The 15975-nt window shown below is 39.0% G+C and carries 14 protein-coding genes; 9 read left to right on the plus strand and 5 right to left on the minus strand.

Annotated elements, in window-relative coordinates; genetic code table 11:
• Positions 1-108: 108 nt before the first annotated feature.
• Positions 109-702 (minus strand): 2-hydroxychromene-2-carboxylate isomerase, encoded by a 594-nt coding sequence (locus R3X26_RS04855; RefSeq protein ID WP_317716082.1) that lies wholly within the window; start codon positions 700-702, stop codon positions 109-111.
• Between the two features lie 147 nt (positions 703-849).
• Between R3X26_RS04855 and R3X26_RS04860 the strand changes: the two genes are divergently transcribed.
• Positions 850-1599 (plus strand): AraC family transcriptional regulator, encoded by a 750-nt coding sequence (locus R3X26_RS04860; RefSeq protein WP_317716083.1) that lies wholly within the window; start codon positions 850-852, stop codon positions 1597-1599.
• Positions 1600-1752: 153 nt separating this feature from the next.
• Positions 1753-2508, plus strand: a complete 756-nt coding sequence (locus R3X26_RS04865; RefSeq protein ID WP_317716084.1) for a phosphatase — start codon at positions 1753-1755, stop codon at positions 2506-2508.
• A 55-nt stretch (positions 2509-2563) separates the two neighbouring features.
• On the opposite strand, the gene R3X26_RS04870 is transcribed toward R3X26_RS04865, so the two are convergent.
• Positions 2564-3934: an MATE family efflux transporter gene (locus R3X26_RS04870; protein ID WP_317716085.1), complete on the minus strand. Its 1371-nt coding sequence runs from the start codon at positions 3932-3934 to the stop codon at positions 2564-2566.
• A gap of 100 nt (positions 3935-4034) precedes the next feature.
• Here R3X26_RS04870 and R3X26_RS04875 point away from each other — a divergent pair, with 100 nt between their 5' ends.
• The 4 genes from R3X26_RS04875 (at position 4035) to R3X26_RS04890 (ending at position 10065) form a co-directional block, all read left to right on the plus strand.
• A complete protein-coding gene (locus tag R3X26_RS04875) occupies positions 4035-4985 on the plus strand; it encodes a LysR family transcriptional regulator (protein ID WP_317716086.1) in 951 nt (316 codons plus the stop codon).
• Positions 4986-5133: 148 nt separating this feature from the next.
• Positions 5134-6027 (plus strand): PA4780 family RIO1-like protein kinase, encoded by an 894-nt coding sequence (locus R3X26_RS04880; protein WP_317716087.1) that lies wholly within the window; start codon positions 5134-5136, stop codon positions 6025-6027.
• Positions 6028-6246: 219 nt separating this feature from the next.
• Positions 6247-6606: a ribosome hibernation-promoting factor, HPF/YfiA family gene (hpf, locus tag R3X26_RS04885; protein ID WP_317716088.1), complete on the plus strand. Its 360-nt coding sequence runs from the start codon at positions 6247-6249 to the stop codon at positions 6604-6606.
• Between the two features lie 327 nt (positions 6607-6933).
• Entirely contained in the window at positions 6934-10065 is a 3132-nt protein-coding gene (locus R3X26_RS04890) for an EAL domain-containing protein (protein WP_317716089.1), read from the plus strand.
• A gap of 133 nt (positions 10066-10198) precedes the next feature.
• On the opposite strand, the gene R3X26_RS04895 is transcribed toward R3X26_RS04890, so the two are convergent.
• From R3X26_RS04895 to R3X26_RS04905, 3 genes are all read right to left on the minus strand, one after another.
• A complete protein-coding gene (locus tag R3X26_RS04895) occupies positions 10199-11278 on the minus strand; it encodes a glycerol dehydrogenase (RefSeq protein ID WP_317716090.1) in 1080 nt (359 codons plus the stop codon).
• A 357-nt stretch (positions 11279-11635) separates the two neighbouring features.
• A complete protein-coding gene (locus R3X26_RS04900; RefSeq protein WP_317716091.1) occupies positions 11636-12019 on the minus strand; it encodes a VOC family protein in 384 nt (127 codons plus the stop codon).
• A 37-nt stretch (positions 12020-12056) separates the two neighbouring features.
• The gene (locus R3X26_RS04905) at positions 12057-12974 is read right to left on the minus strand and encodes a LysR family transcriptional regulator (RefSeq protein WP_317716092.1); all 918 of its coding nucleotides are present in this window, start codon (positions 12972-12974) and stop codon (positions 12057-12059) included.
• A gap of 189 nt (positions 12975-13163) precedes the next feature.
• On the opposite strand from R3X26_RS04905, the gene R3X26_RS04910 reads away from it, so the two are divergent.
• The 3 genes from R3X26_RS04910 to R3X26_RS04920 all read left to right on the plus strand — a co-directional run bounded on the left by R3X26_RS04910 (position 13164) and on the right by R3X26_RS04920 (position 15826).
• Positions 13164-14357: a glycine C-acetyltransferase gene (locus tag R3X26_RS04910; RefSeq protein WP_317716093.1), complete on the plus strand. Its 1194-nt coding sequence runs from the start codon at positions 13164-13166 to the stop codon at positions 14355-14357.
• On the plus strand, positions 14357-15388 hold the full coding sequence (tdh, locus tag R3X26_RS04915; RefSeq protein WP_317716094.1) for an L-threonine 3-dehydrogenase: 1032 nt from the start codon (positions 14357-14359) through the stop codon (positions 15386-15388). The genes R3X26_RS04910 and tdh overlap by 1 nt, the downstream gene beginning before the upstream one ends.
• 192 nt (positions 15389-15580) lie before the next feature.
• Positions 15581-15826 (plus strand): hypothetical protein, encoded by a 246-nt coding sequence (locus R3X26_RS04920; RefSeq protein ID WP_317716095.1) that lies wholly within the window; start codon positions 15581-15583, stop codon positions 15824-15826.
• Positions 15827-15975 lie beyond the last annotated feature (149 nt).

Consider the following 15975-nt stretch of genomic DNA (forward strand, 5'->3'; position numbering starts at 1 on the left):
GGGAAAATGTATTACGGTTTTTGCTATGTCTTCGTGTCGAACAGAACGAAACACATCCTCCATAACCGTTTCCTTATAGAGGCTGTGTTTAACGAGTTTAGCTGCAGGTTATACCAGTGCGTCATTTAGCAGCTCTAGCCTATCTTGTCCCCAAAATTGTTCACTATTAAAATAATAAGCAGGAACACCTAACACTCCATCAGCAAGAGCTTGATCGGTATTGCTTTGATATATAGCTTGGATTTTTTCTGAGTTAGCCAGCGCGATCACGGCAGCAGCATCGAGTTCTAATACAGTTAAAATGTCGTGTAACACAGACTCTTCAGCAATATCTTTTTCTTGCGACCAACATGCAGCCAAAACTTGGGCAACAAATTGACCCGCATTTAGCTTTAATTCTTGTAGAGCGATACAACATTTATCTGCCAGTGCTGGACTCGTAGGAAAATAAGCGGGTTGCAAATTTATGGGTAAATTACGCTTTATTGCCCAACGTTTAATTTCAAGTAATCGATACTGTTGTTTATTTTGCGGACGTTCGCCCAAAGGTAATGTGCCATTAATTCCAAAAATTTGGCCTAAAATAACAGGTTTAAAGTGTATGCCTTTATTTGCTCCATCAGCTATTTCTAATAGTAAATTGTGCCCTAGATAGGTAAATGGCGACAGGCTAGTGAAGTAATAGTCGATATTTTTGTTCATAAATTTTACATCCTTGAAATGACCGTTCGAATAAGGTTTTAGGGCGTTTTAAGTGATTGGTTTGCGCCTTGATTGTTAGAATGCGATAAAAATGTCATTATAAAGTCCATATAACATGATAATAAGTCCGTTTTTAAGTGAGATGTGATGGCAAAATTAGATAGACTTTCAGCACTAATTGCTCGATTTGAGCTAAAAGCAGACGTAACCGATGATCTTACTAGAGCCAATCTTTTTATATTGTCGGATAAAAATAGCGGTGAATTGACTCGTATAGAGTTTTGGCCTATTTCTTTAGGAGAATTAGATTTTGTGGCCGAACAAGAGCAGTTGTTGATTGCCGCATTAGTAAACCTAGGGGGGGAAGCCAATCCATTGGCTAGAGCATTGCCAAGGAAAACTACGCTTTCTATAGATGAAGATAATAATTTAAAGGAATTGGCCCAATTGATATTGGGTGAAGTACATGCCCAACGTTGTGGAAGCGCTACTACGTTGCAAAAATTATTTGAAGTATTGGTTATTATTTTACTCAGAAAAGTAATGCGGCAGCATGCCGACAACCCAGGCTTAATTGCTGGTTTGGCAGATAGTAAACTGAGTAAGGCCTTGGTTGCTATCCATGAAAATCCAGAGTTTAATTGGAAAATAGAAGACTTAGCTGATATTGCAGGGTTATCTCGTAGCCAGTTCATGCAACGATTTAAAAGTTGTGTGGGTAATACTCCAGCGCAATATTTACGCGAATGGAGACTATCACTTGCCCGCCAAGACTTAGCTAAAGGAGACAGAGTAAAAACGGTTGCTCAACGTTATTGTTACAGCAGCCAAGAAGCGCTAAGTAGAGCATTTGTATCACAATATCAATGTAGTCCTGCTCAAGTACGTCGACAATAGTCTACTTGGTAAAACAAATAGATTGGATAGTAAAAGAAAACCTGCTGTTCTGAAAAATAATTGTTAGACTTATTTAACGTGGACGCTAAATAAGCAAGTCCATAATTGTTTGATTTTAAAATAATAGCAGCAAAAAATCGTTAGTGAGGCTTTATGAAGTTTGAAGTGGATACCCATACCCATACGTATGCTAGCGGCCATGCGTATAGCACGTTAATTGAAAATGCCAAGTCAGCACACGAGAATGGTGTGAAGATCTTTTGTAGTACAGACCACGCTGAATCGATGCCAGGAGCACCACATTATTGGTTTTTCGCTAATCAGAAAATCTTGCCACGTTTTCTATCCGACGTAGGAATTATTCGAGGCATGGAAGCCAATATTCTTAATATTAAGGGTGAATTAGATATACATCCTTCCCTAGACGAAAAATTGGACTGGATTATTGCGAGTTTTCACGAACCAGTTTATGCACCGTCCGATAGCGCAACGCATACAGAAACCTTGATCAACGTGATAAAAAGTGGCCGTATTGATGCACTAGGCCATTTAGGTAACCCTAATTTTGACTTCGATTTTCATAAGGTATTAACGTGTGCTAAACAGTATAACGTTGCCGTGGAAATTAATAATAGTTCGCTTAAAGGTCACAGCAGGGTAGGCAGTGTAGACCGTTGTTTGCAGATTGCAAAAGTAGCAAAAGAAATAGGCACATTCGTGACAACAGGGTCCGATGCTCATTTTTGTGTCGATATTGGCAAGTTAGAACAAGTAAGTCAGATGCTTGATAAAATAGAAATGCCAGCCACACAAGTGATTACGCATACTACTCAACAGTTTTTGCAGTTTTTAACGTTACGTAATCGCTCGCCTATTGAAGAGTTCTCAGGGCTGAGTAGCAACATTTGATCCCGCTAATTTGAAGTTGGTGACTAGCAAACTCTTTGATGGTCGCCTCATTCAATTAGTGCGTTGTTGCAGCATTTTTTCTAAATATCTTTATTGATGCAGAAGGGCTAATAACGCTCAATAGCTGTATGACTAGCAGAATCCCAGTGATTGCCAAACCAACACCAATTCCTGCCCATATACCAGATAGACCATAACGTTGCATTAACCACCAGGCCGCGGGTAAACCAAATACCCAGTAACCTATGGCGGTAAGAATGGTAGGCGAAAGGACGATTTTCATCCCTCTCAACAAGTTAAGTGCTAATAATTGCCATCCATCAACAATAAAGCACAAAGCTACCACCCAGATAGATGAAACCAGTAGGTCAGTCAGCTCTATATTAGCGAGTTGGTTATTTTGTTCTAAGCGGAATAATTGGGCGATAGCTTCCGGCCAAAGAATAAATAATGCGGAAAGTATCAAACTGATCGCTGTAACTAATATAAAGCTTTTAAGACAAGTTTGTTTTATTCCGGCTATATTGTTTGAACCGTAGTCTTTACCCACTAAAATTGCCGCAGCTTGAGAGAAACCAAAATTAATATTCCAAGTGAAACTTAAACATTGCAAAAGAATCTGATGTGTTGCTAATGATGCAATACTGATCATTCCTGCCATTAGTGTCCCTCCATAAATTAGTCCGTGTTCTAAAACACTGGCTAAAGCAATCGGTATGCCCATACTCAGTAAAGGTAAAATGAGTTTTAATGAATAGTCGTGCAAATATAGCCAAGGAGCAAAACGTTGGTATTTTTTGCGCTTAAATACCCAATACCCATAACCAAATAAGGCAATAAATGCCGCGAATGACGTCCCTGCACCAAGACCCGCTATTCCATAATCTAAGGTAAAAGCGAGAAAATAACTGATAGGGACGTTCAGCCAAACCGTTGCAATAGACATGACCATTACCGAACGTGCGTCGCCAAAAGTACTGGTTAACCCACGTAAAACTAATAATAAAAGTGTTGGAAGCATTGCCCATTTTAAAGTATGTAAATATTGCATAGCGATTGAAATAACCGCGTCTGATTGGTTGGTATCACGTAAAAAACTTGGGACATAGTAGAAACTAACAGAGAGTAATATGGTGAATAATATTGACAGAATAACGGCACCTTTTACCGCATTTTTTATTTGCTGAGTGCCAAATTCTGGGCGAGATAAACTTTGTCCATAAGCAATAGCAATAAGGTTAGCGCTGCACCCCACTGTACTCGCAGCAATAAGAAAAACAAACGAATACACTGATGCACCCAACCCACCCGCTGCAAGAGATGTCATACTTATACGCGACATCATCCAAATATCGGTCAGTACCAAAGCCATAGAGATAAGCTGAGAAATAATGAGCGGTAGCGCGAGTGAGAATATTTTTTGCATAGCAACCTCTGTGATTTTGAGCTCAAAATATCGATTTTTCTTCTGGAGTTCAATTTACATTTATGTCAATCTGTCATTACATAAACTCATGTGGATGAAAATGAAACCTTATCCAAATTTACCGTATTCTCATAAAGGTCTAAAAGTATTCGAATCAGTCGCAAGGTTGATGAGCTTTACCTCAGCCGCAAAAGAGTTGCATGTAACACAAAGTGCAGTCAGCCGACAGATAAAGCAATTAGAAGATGATCTCAAGGAATCTTTAATTATTCGAAATAATCGTTCGATAGAATTGACCTTAAAAGGACAGTCACTGTTTGCAACGCTACAAAAAAACTATCAGGCTCTAGAGTCGCTCATTGCTATGTGGCAACAAGAACAACCGAAAAAAATAGTCATAAAAGCGGCACTAAGTTATGCAACCCGTTCTCTTATTCCTAAAATCCATCAGTTACACGAAAAATACCCAAACTATGAAATAGTTGTGATCCCAACTATTGATGAAGATGAAAGTATTAACTCTAATGATTATGATCTATTGATATTCAATTCTCGTCGCGGCAGTTTTTACAGCAACCAACCGGATGTTATGTATTTGCGTGACGAATATATGGCGCCAGTTTGCGCGCAGCAGCTAATAACCAGTCAAGCAACAATCGAAACTATCATCCAGTTGCCGAGATTACATCCTACAATGGATCACCATGATTGGAGCACTTGGCTGAATGCCACAGAATATGACACAACTTCTCATGCGCGTAATACCACATTTCTAACACTAGATATGGCCTTAAGTGCCTGTTTATCCGGTCAAGGCGTTACGGTGACTGATTTACTGCTTGTGTTACCTGAGCTAGAGCGTGGTTATTTGGTTTGTCCAGAATTTGCATCCGTTCAGTTCAGTGCATGGAAATATTTTTGTCATTATAGAAATCAATCACCAATCGTAGATGAGCTTATTAATTGGCTAAAAGATGAAACCGACAAAGAAAAACAGATGATTTATCGACTAGCGGAAAAGTATCACTGGCAAGGAGTCGTTTGTGAGTAAGTTAATCAATAGTTATTTTTACCAAATGACATATTGGAATTGAGAATAGTAATTATATTTAGATAGATTATGAATCTAATTCCAACAATATTGGTTCAATTAACGGCTGAATATTACATCTTTCCGTTAACTAAGGTATAACGTTGTTATGAAAATACCCAAGAGAATACAGCCTTTAGTCGACGATGGTCTGGTTGACGAGGTACAAAGCCAACTTATGAGTGGCAAAGAAGCTTCTGTTTACATAGTGCGCTGCGGAGAGAGTATCCGTTGTGCTAAGGTTTACAAAGAGTCGAATCAACGAAGCTTTAAACAAGCGGTCGCTTATCGCGAAGGTCGCAAAGTCCGCAACAGTCGTCGAGCTCGAGCAATGGAAAAAGGTTCGGGGTTTGGTCGCCAACAGCAAGAAAAAGTCTGGCAAAATGCAGAAGTCGATGCGTTGTATAAACTCGCTGCGGCAGGCGTAAGAGTACCAGAACCGTATGGCTGTGTTGATGGCGTACTGTTAATGGAATTGATCACGGATGATGAAGGTTACGTCGCGCCTAGACTTAATGATGTCATGATGTCTGCGGAACAGGCGATTGAAGATCACCAAGAGATGATGTCTTACGTCGTAAAAATGTTATGCGAAGGCATTATTCACGGCGATTTATCTGAGTTTAATGTGCTAGTGGATGAGTATGGGCCGGTTATTATTGACCTACCACAAGCTGTCGATGCTGCGGCAAATAATAATGCAGAGTGGATGCTAGCGCGAGATATTAACAACATTCGTGACTACTATGGCCAGTTTGCTCCAGAATTATTGGCGACAGAATACGCCAAAGAAATATGGGCGCTATACGAGAAAGGTGATTTGAAACCGGATAGCGAACTGACTGGACAATTTGTCGAAGGGGATACTGAAGCAGATATTGCCGCCATCATGCAAGAGATTGATGCTGCTCGTGATGAAGAAAAATTTAGACGAGAGCGAATAAAAGAAGCTAAAGAAGGCATAGATAAAAGTAAATTTAACTGGGCAGATGAAAATAGCTAAGTTTTGTTGCATCTGTAAATCAATGGGTTATATTTAATTTATAAATGAAATAAACATTAAGGAGTAGGTCGCAATTTAACCGTTTTGTGTATTCAAGTGCTCAGAGTCATAAAATTTGATAATACGGAACTCAATCACACATGTGCAAATCTATACTTGGTCAAGGTTCTCTACCTTTGCTAAGTTTAACGAACACAGTAATTGAAAAGGTACAACTATATGAAAGTAAATGTTCAAACACATCATGTATCAATTAATGACGACTCACGTAAAGAAATTGAAAGTAAATTTGAAAAGATATCTGCTCACTTTCCTCAACTCATCAGTAGTGACATCATCATCACCAAAGAACACGGACAACATGAAGTAGAAATATTTACTAATTATGAGGGCGTAAGAGTATCAGCCAAGTCATCCAACGCAATCATGTATCCTGCCATTTCAGCTGCATTGAAAAAATTAGAAGCAGGGTTAAGCAATCGTAAAGGTCAGCTTAAATCGGATCTTCATGCCAAACCAACTAGCACCAAACCAGAGATTGCCTCAGAAATTATTCAAGAAATGAAGTTGGTTAAGTAAAAAGTAACATTATTCTACACTGCTAGCAGGAACGTCCTGCTAGCTTTTTAATATGATATTAGTTGTATTTCTTATGGTTGCTAGAATTCTCAAGTATATAAAACCGTTATATTTAGTCCTTTATATAATTTAATCAGTACGCTATATTGATATTTCTGAAATTAATTATTTCACTTAAACTACAATAATATTTAGTTAGAAGTGCAGCATCAGGATGTCATTGTTTTGGTAAAAATAAACCACACTTCTTCTAAAGAATATTCAATTTTCTTGGCTGTTTTACATGTGGTTAGATTTAAATTTTCCAAAAAAAACAACGTATTGATAATGTTAATTCGTTGCCTTTCGTACTTGTTCCCTATTATCAGTACTTTTAATGTTTCTGCTTCATTTGCCACTGAATCTGAGCAGTTAGACACAGTGAATTTACAGCTACGCTGGCATCATCAATTTCAGTTTGCCGGTTATTATGCTGCATTAGAAAAAGGCTTTTATAGAGATGAAGGCTTGGATGTTAAGATTAGAAGTGGCGATCCTGCACATCAACCGACGAAAGAAGTATTATCAGGAAGAGCACAATATGCCGAAGGCAATAGCGAGATCCTTTATCAAAGATTACTCGGTAAACCATTAGTTGCTTTAGCACCTATTTTCCAACATTCACCATCGGTATTAATTACCCTACAAAGCTCAGGTATTCGTACTGTGCATGATCTTGTTGGTAAGAAGGTCATGTTAACCAGTAAGTCTGAAGATGCTGATTTCCTTACCATGTTTCTTAATGAAGGCATTTCTTTCTCACAGCTCGATATTGTCGCGAGTAGTTATGAGTTGGACGATCTTATTTCTGGCAAAGTAGCGGCGTTTAATTCTTATACAACCAATGAGCCTTATTTATTAGAGCAGAATAATATTGCCTATAATATTATTGATCCGATTTCTTATAGTGTAGATTTCTATAGTGATATATTTTTCACTTCGGAGCATGAAGTAAAAAATAATCCTGAACGTGTTGAAGCAATGTTGCGTGCTACTCTAAAAGGGTGGCGCTACGCATTAGATAATCCCGAAGAAATAATAGAGCTTTTAAAAACCAAATATCACGTGAATAAAACACGTGACCATCTTCGATTTGAAGCGCAACAAATACGTAAGTTGATTATTCCGGACCTTATTCAAATTGGACACACTAATCCAGAACGCTGGCAACACATGGCAGATACATTTATCAAAACAGGTTTGGTTGTTGATGATAAGTATCTTGATGGGTTTATCTATGAAAAAGCATCGAGCCATTTACCTGTTTGGGTGCTTCCTGCACTATTTATGGCGTCTATTTTGGTTATTGTTACTAGTTCGATTACTTTTTATTTGCACCGTTTTAATAAACGAATTGGCGTTGCTCAGAAAACTCTATCTGAGAGCGAAGAACGATTCAAAGCACTCAGTGCTGCAACGTATGGTGGGATACTCATTCATGATAATGGGCAAATTTTAGAATGTAATAGCGGCTTAACCGATATTACCGGATTTAACTATTTTGAATTGATTAGCATGAATGATCTTAGGTTTATTGCCCCAGAATACCTTGAGATTATTTTACATAAAATACCAACACAGAATGAAGATAGTTATGAAATAGAGGGCATTCGTAAAGATGGTTCACGCTTCCCGATTGCCGTAAAGGGCAAACATATTACCTATAAAGGGATTGATGCTCAGGTACTAGAGATTAGAGATATTACTGAGCGGAAAAAAACTGAGGAGCAACTAGAATTAGCGGCGAGTGTATTTACACATGCTAGAGAAGGTATCATCATCACTGACCCATTAGGGCTGATTATTGATGTTAATGACACGTTTAGCCGCATAACAGGTTACAGCAGAGAAGAAGCATTAGGACAGAATCCAAGTTTTTTGAGTTCTAATTTACAGGATAAAGCCTTTTATTCTCAAATGTGGGCCTCTTTAGTCACCGATAAGCAGTGGTCCGGTGAAATTTGGAATAAACGCAAAGACGGTGAATTATTTGCCGAACTCGTTACTATTAGTGCTGTGTTAGACGTTCGTGGAAAAATTAAAAATTACGTGGCACTGTTTTCAGATATTACTCCAATGAAGAAACACCAAAAGCAACTGGAACATATTGCTCTTTATGACACATTAACCAATTTACCTAATAGAATATTGTTGGCTGAGCGATTAAATTTAGCAATGGAAGAAGCAGAAGTAACGGGCCTGTCAACGGCAGTTGCTTATCTTGATTTGGATGGTTTTAAAATTATTAATGATACCTACGGGCATAATGTAGGTGATGATCTTTTGATTCAGCTGTCGACTTCAATGAATGGCTGTTTACGCGAGGGAGATACTTTAGCTCGCATTGGTGGTGATGAATTTGTTGCTGTGCTAACTGGTATTGAAAATATGAAGCAATGCCAAGCAGTTTTAAATCGTTTATTAAAAGCGGCAATGAGCTCGGTGAACATTGGTAATCAAACATTACAGGTTTCAACTAGTATTGGAATTACGTTGTACCCTCAAGACGGTGTCGACGCAGACCAATTATTACGACACGCCGATCATGCAATGTACATCGCTAAGCAATCAGGTAAGAACAAGTACCATTTATTTGATGTACATAAAGATAAGTCAATAAAAACTCAACGCCAAATGATTGAATATATAGAAAACGGCTTAGAATGTTCCGAGTTCGAATTATTTTATCAGCCTAAAGTTAACATGCGCACTGGTGAGGTTGTTGGGGTTGAAGCTTTGATAAGGTGGCACCATCCTGAATTAGGTTTGCTTCTTCCAGATGATTTTTTGCCATTTATAGATTGTCATCAATTAAGTATCACTATAGGCGAATGGGTACTCGACTCGGCATTGTCTCAAATTGAAGCATGGCAGGCTCAAGGCTACGATATTCCTATCAGCGCCAATATTGATGCTTTTCAGATCCAACAGACAGATTTTGTTGATAACCTTTCTGCGTTGCTTGCTAAGTATCCAAAGGTAAAACCGCACTCATTGCAAATTGAAATTTTAGAAACCAGTGCGTTAGGAGATCTAGCTGACGTTATGTCGACGATGAAACAATGTATGGATATAGGTGTTAACTTTGCGTTGGATGATTTTGGCACAGGGTTTTCTTCGTTAACGTACCTTAAACGCTTACCTGCGGACGTACTAAAAATAGATCAAAGTTTTGTCAGAGATATGCTGATTGATCCTGATGATAGAGCGATAGTTAAAGGGGTTATTAATTTAGCAGCAGCCTTTAATCGTGAAGTCACTGCAGAGGGAGTAGAGAGTATTGATCATGGCACTCAGCTTTTATCAATGGGATGCGATTTAGCACAAGGTTATGGTATTGCAAGGCCAATGCCTGCAGGGCAATTTATTGGATGGTTACAGAGTTGGCGTCCAGACAAAGCTTGGCTACCAAAGATTTAAGTAAACGGGCTATGAATGAACGATATCCATATGCCCGTTTGTAAGTTTAAAATTGAGTTCAATTTATTCAAAATAAATTAAAGTTAACCACTTGCTAGCTTGATCATTCTACCGATTGTGGCTTTTGATCTAACTAGTCTAAAGAACCTATTTTATCTGCGGTCAATATTGCTGCTAAGACGCTTTCTGCTGTCACAATAAATGGCATATTGTGAATTGTCTCACCTTCCGCCGTCGCGAGTTTTGCTACTTCGTATAGTTTGTCTTTATCAATTTGTTTTACTCCCATATCCGCAAGACACGTCGGTAATCCCACACTATGGCAGAAGTTCAGCACTTCTTCGATCTCGTCAGTCGGTGCATTTTCTAATATGAGTTGGGTAATAGTACCAAATGCTACTTTTTCGCCATGATAAAGATGGTGGCATTCCTCTAATAAGGTTAAACCATTATGAATCGCATGAGCAGCGGCTAAACCACCACTTTCGAACCCAACTCCACTTAAATAGGTATTGGCTTCAACAATATTTTCTAGAGCTTTAGTTGATACGTCGGCATCTGCTGCTGCTTTAGCAAGATAACCTTGTTCAATTAGAGTGTCATAACATAGACGAGCGAGTGTGAGTGCGGCATTAGTAGTTAAACCACCTAACATGTTCGTTGCTTGAGCTGTTTTTGCTGCTCTTGCTTCAAAATACGTCGCTAGCGCATCGCCCATTCCAGCAACCAATAAACGAGTAGGGGCGTTGGAGATAATATCGGTATCCATTAACACCACATTAGGGTTACTGGGTAATAGAAGATATTGATCAAATACACCATCTTCGGTGTACAAGACAGATAACGCGCTGCATGGCGCATCGGTAGAAGCGATAGTTGGTACAATGACTACTGGAAGACCTTGATAATGAGCCATAGCTTTGGCTGTGTCTAGAGTCTTTCCTCCTCCTATACCGACAATCATTTCGCTGCCGTATTGAGATATTTTGCTTGTTAATCGGTCGATTTCGATTTTTGAACATTCTCCATTGAATAATTCAAAATCAACGTTTACCTGCTGTGACGTATAGCTTTCTAATACCAAATCTTTGGTTATCCCCATAACGAACTCATCAGCGATGACTAGCGAACGCTTATTGGCATATTTTGCAATATTTTTGATTGAACCACTGCCTTGTATGTATTTTCCAGGAGAAACAATAATACTGTCCATGGCACATTCCTTATCTAATAAACGGAGTTGATAATTTACGCATGTGCAGCGGTGTTGTACTTTTGACACATGCCATTGTATTGCTATGAATATAACAACAATGGATATTAAATTTTCATTAGATTAAAGAGAGGCGGATAAGACAAATTTAACCTAAACCAGACTTTTTAACTGATCATGATAAGGCGTAGGCATTACAAGATACAAATATAGGGCGCTGTAACAGTAAAAACATGCTGCACGTACACCATCAAAATGGTATTTATTTGCTGTCAATTTACCCAGATAATGTGATTAAAAGCAGATTGTTGCTGAAAGAGCGACCAATTAAGAACAAATGGAACGGTTGTGTATAAACTACTGCTGATAAATTTCTAATGGCAAATCGTCTGGATCTTTAAAAAAAGTAAACATTTTACCGGTATATTCGTCAACTCGAATTGGCTCTACTTCTACTCCTTTGGCTTCTAATTCTGCTTTGACTTTTTCAACCGAATCAACAACAAAAGCAAGATGCCTTAATCCTTGGGCCTCTGGTGTTGTAGGCCGTTCTGGAGCATTTGGAAAAGAAAATAATTCAATTTGTCCGCCGTCTGGCAGAGCAAGATCCAGTTTGTAGGAATCCCGATGTGTACGATAGTTTTCTGCCACCAGTTTCAAGCCTAGTATTTCGATATAAAACTGCTTTGAAACTTGATAATCGGAACAGATAATCGCGGCATGATGAATTCGTTTCAACATATAATCAATCCTTATACATTTATTTGTTGTAGATAAGTTATTTGCTAATAGATAAATTGTCCATCATGTAGTCAATAAATACCCGAAAACGGGCTGGCATATAGTTAGTTTGTGCAAATTGTAATGCCACCATACCGTGATAGTTGCCTTTGATGGTCCAATCACTAAGGACTTCTTCTACTTGTCCTGATTGTATTGCCTCTTGTACGACAAAATCATGAAATATTCCAATGCCTAACCCATTTTTCACGCCATTTAACCGCATTTGCGAATGGTTTACTGCGTAGCGGCCTGAAACGGTTATTTGATGTAGCTGATCATCTTTAACCAAATTCCATCTGTTGTCGCCTTCTGTTTCTGCCAAATAGAGACAATCGTGATCAAGTAAATGCTTTGGATGAGTAGGATTTCCTCGTTTGCGTAAATATTCAGGGCTAGCACAAAGCATCAATTTTGTTTCACCAATCTCTTTCAATACTAAGTTTTCATCTGGTTTGTCGGTAAGGCGAAAAACAATATCTATGCCGTTTTTAAAAATATCTACCGACCCATCGGCGGCGCGCAGTTTCAACTGAATATCGGGATAACGCTTTAAAAAAGGAATAACAAACGGTTGCAATACTGAGTTTAAAAACGCTTCCGGTGCGGCTACAGTTATGGAACCGCTAGGTTGATTATGATCTTCGTTAGAAATTTCTATTGCTTGCTGTGCCGAATTAACCATGATGATGCATTCATCGTAAATTTTCTTTCCAGCATCAGTAATGATCAAGGTTCGTGTCGTACGTTCAAACAGTTTGACTGATAACGCTTTTTCTAGCCGTGTGATCGTTTTACTTAACGCTGACGGGGTGACATTGAGTTTTTTTGCCGCAGCGGTAAAGCTTTTTTCTTGTTCAACAAGAATAAAAGCCGCTAGATCGGGCAGCAAAGAGAGTAATTGGCTAGAAATCATACTTATTTGTGCCTAAGATTCATTAATGGTTTTCCATAACAGGGGATAATAGTCTTTATCTAGATCAATTAAAATAACTTTACACTGTAAATAGATAAGGCGTGCACATTGTGAACGGTGTAATCGCCTTCTGACAAAACGTCGAGTAGCATTGTAGGCGAATAACCACCTCTTATAAGGAATACAAGCATGTCTTCTGCATTTTATGAGCAAATTAGTCAACAGATTGAACAAGTAAAAGAAGAAGGGCTTTATAAATCTGAACGTATTATTACTTCAGCACAAAAGGCCGCCGTCTCTATTTCAACTGGAGAACAAGTGCTTAATTTTTGTGCAAATAACTATTTGGGGTTGGCTAATCATCCAGCACTAATTCAAGCAGCAAAAGACGGTATGGACCAACACGGTTTTGGTATGGCATCAGTTCGCTTTATTTGTGGAACACAAAATACCCATAAACTGTTAGAACAGAAATTATCCGAATTTTTAGGCAAAGAAGATACTATTCTGTACACGTCGTGCTTTGACGCTAATGCTGGTTTATTCGAAACGATTTTAGGCAAAGAAGACGCCATTATCTCCGATGCTTTAAACCATGCTTCAATTATTGATGGGGTTCGCTTATGCAAAGCCATGCGTTTTCGTTATGCCAATAATAATATGCAACAGCTAGAACAACAGCTGATCGACGCTGACAACGCAGGGGCTCGCCATAAACTGATTGTTACCGACGGTGTATTTTCAATGGATGGCGTGGTGGCCAACCTTCCGGCTATTTGTGATTTGGCGGATAAATACAATGCACTTGTTATGGTTGATGATTCTCATGCTGTTGGTTTTATGGGAGAAAATGGCGCGGGCACACATGAGTATCATGACGTGATCGATCGTATTGATATTATTACTGGTACGCTTGGTAAAGCCATGGGCGGAGCATCAGGTGGTTATACCTCTGGTAAAAAAGAAGTTATCGATTGGTTACGCCAACGTTCTCGTCCGTATTTATTCTCGAACTCTGTTGCGCCGGCCATTGTGTCTGCGTCTATCCGTGTATTGGATTTGTTGAAAGAAAGCGGCGAGTTACGTGATCGTTTATGGGAAAATGCCGCTCATTTCCGTACTCGTATGGAAAGTGCTGGCTTTAATATGGGTGGCGCCGACCATGCGATCATTCCTATTATGTTAGGCGATGCTAAAGTTGCTGCTGAATTTGCCGAACGCGCATTAGAAAAAGGCATTTATGTGGTTGGTTTCTCTTTTCCTGTTGTTCCTAAAGGGCAAGCTCGCATTCGTACGCAAATGTCTGCGGCTCACACTCGTGAAGAACTTGATAAAGCGATTGATGTGTTCATTCAAGTTGGCAAAGATATGGGTATTATTTAATGAAAATCAAAGCACTAGCAAAATTAAAAGCAAAAGAAGGTATTTGGCTCACTGAGGTAGACAAACCTGAAATTGGCCACAATGATCTGTTAATCCGTATCAAAAAAACTGCGATTTGTGGTACAGATATCCATATCTATAATTGGGATGAGTGGGCACAAAATACTATTCCAGTACCAATGGTCGTTGGGCATGAATATGTTGGAGAAGTTGTCGGTATAGGCCAAGAAGTTCGAGGTTTCGAACTTGGGGATCGAGTTTCAGGTGAAGGTCATATAACCTGTGGGCACTGTCGAAACTGTAGAGGGGGTCGAACCCATCTGTGCCGGAATACTGTTGGTGTTGGCGTTAACCGTACTGGTGCATTTTCTGAGTTTTTGGTGATTCCTGCATTTAATGCCTTTAAGATCCCAGACAGTATTTCCGACGATCTAGCTTCTATATTTGACCCATTTGGCAACGCAGTACATACCGCGCTATCGTTTGACCTTGTTGGCGAAGATGTGCTAATTACTGGCGCTGGACCTATCGGTATTATGGCTGCGGCGGTTGCAAAACATGTTGGTGCTCGTAATGTTGTGATAACCGATGTAAATGAGTATCGGCTAGAATTGGCCAAAAAAATGGGCGTTACCCGAGCAGTCAATGTCTCCAATCAGAGCCTTGAACAAGTAATGAACGAATTGCAAATGACAGAAGGCTTTGATGTAGGCTTAGAAATGTCAGGTAATCCGATGGCATTTAACAGCATGCTTAACGCAATGAATCATGGTAGCCGAGTGGCTCTGCTAGGTATTCCGCCTAAAGATATGGGAATTGACTGGAATCAAGTGATATTTAAAGGCATGGTCATCAAAGGTATTTACGGACGTGAAATGTTCGAAACTTGGTATAAAATGGCTAGCCTCATCCAATCGGGCTTAGATCTTACCCCAATTATCACCCATCACTACAAGATTGACGACTTCCAAAAAGGCTTCGACACCATGCGTAGCGGGCAGTCTGGCAAGGTGATCTTGGATTGGGAGTAGAGTATAAGACCGATCTAAACTAGAAATTGTACCACTGGCTAAATACTGTTTTTATTCATAGTGAAATGGAAAATAAAGCCGTATTTAGCCTCACAGAAAGCCCTAGAAATGCTTTATGATACAGGCTGATAAATTATAAAAGCTTGTGGCTTTTGCTATAAAAATTCTCCATTTTAAACGAAAAGACTGATTATGAATTTTGATATTAATGCACTGAGACACCACCAACTGGTTGAAGATGGTCAACTAGAAGGGTGCTATATTCATCAGCCTGTACAAGGCAGTCAACAAAATGATAGGGCGGTTTTAGTTGAACGCCAAGCGTTGGAAAACATGGGATATAAAGTGATACAGGTTCAAGCTAAAGGTGGAACAACAACGTTTGCCGAGGCGATGCAAAAACTTGCGAAGAAGACGGGTTACCAACCCAAGGAGTAACTTACAGATATATCTTCTAGTCAATGTAGGTAACTATTTGAAATTAAATATAAATAGTATTTGTATTGTCATGCTGTTGTAGATTTTAAGTTTTTCTTTAAACCAACACTCAGCAGAGTTGAATTTCAAAAGAATTGTTGCTAGATTAT

Source organism: Vibrio sp. TH_r3, assembly GCF_033101115.1.
Lineage (GTDB): Bacteria > Pseudomonadota > Gammaproteobacteria > Enterobacterales > Vibrionaceae > Vibrio.

Excerpts from the sequence above, each read along its gene's own strand:
- R3X26_RS04855 (WP_317716082.1), bottom strand. The coding sequence starts at position 702 with ATGAACAAAAATATCGACTATTACTTCACTAGCCTGTCGCCATTTACC.
- R3X26_RS04860 (WP_317716083.1), top strand. The coding sequence starts at position 850 with ATGGCAAAATTAGATAGACTTTCAGCACTAATTGCTCGATTTGAGCTA.
- R3X26_RS04865 (WP_317716084.1), top strand. The coding sequence starts at position 1,753 with ATGAAGTTTGAAGTGGATACCCATACCCATACGTATGCTAGCGGCCAT.
- R3X26_RS04870 (WP_317716085.1), bottom strand. The coding sequence starts at position 3,934 with ATGCAAAAAATATTCTCACTCGCGCTACCGCTCATTATTTCTCAGCTT.
- R3X26_RS04875 (WP_317716086.1), top strand. The coding sequence starts at position 4,035 with ATGAAACCTTATCCAAATTTACCGTATTCTCATAAAGGTCTAAAAGTA.
- R3X26_RS04880 (WP_317716087.1), top strand. The coding sequence starts at position 5,134 with ATGAAAATACCCAAGAGAATACAGCCTTTAGTCGACGATGGTCTGGTT.
- hpf (WP_317716088.1), top strand. The coding sequence starts at position 6,247 with ATGAAAGTAAATGTTCAAACACATCATGTATCAATTAATGACGACTCA.
- R3X26_RS04890 (WP_317716089.1), top strand. The coding sequence starts at position 6,934 with ATGTTAATTCGTTGCCTTTCGTACTTGTTCCCTATTATCAGTACTTTT.
- R3X26_RS04895 (WP_317716090.1), bottom strand. The coding sequence starts at position 11,278 with ATGGACAGTATTATTGTTTCTCCTGGAAAATACATACAAGGCAGTGGT.
- R3X26_RS04900 (WP_317716091.1), bottom strand. The coding sequence starts at position 12,019 with ATGTTGAAACGAATTCATCATGCCGCGATTATCTGTTCCGATTATCAA.
- R3X26_RS04905 (WP_317716092.1), bottom strand. The coding sequence starts at position 12,974 with ATGATTTCTAGCCAATTACTCTCTTTGCTGCCCGATCTAGCGGCTTTT.
- R3X26_RS04910 (WP_317716093.1), top strand. The coding sequence starts at position 13,164 with ATGTCTTCTGCATTTTATGAGCAAATTAGTCAACAGATTGAACAAGTA.
- tdh (WP_317716094.1), top strand. The coding sequence starts at position 14,357 with ATGAAAATCAAAGCACTAGCAAAATTAAAAGCAAAAGAAGGTATTTGG.
- R3X26_RS04920 (WP_317716095.1), top strand. The coding sequence starts at position 15,581 with ATGAATTTTGATATTAATGCACTGAGACACCACCAACTGGTTGAAGAT.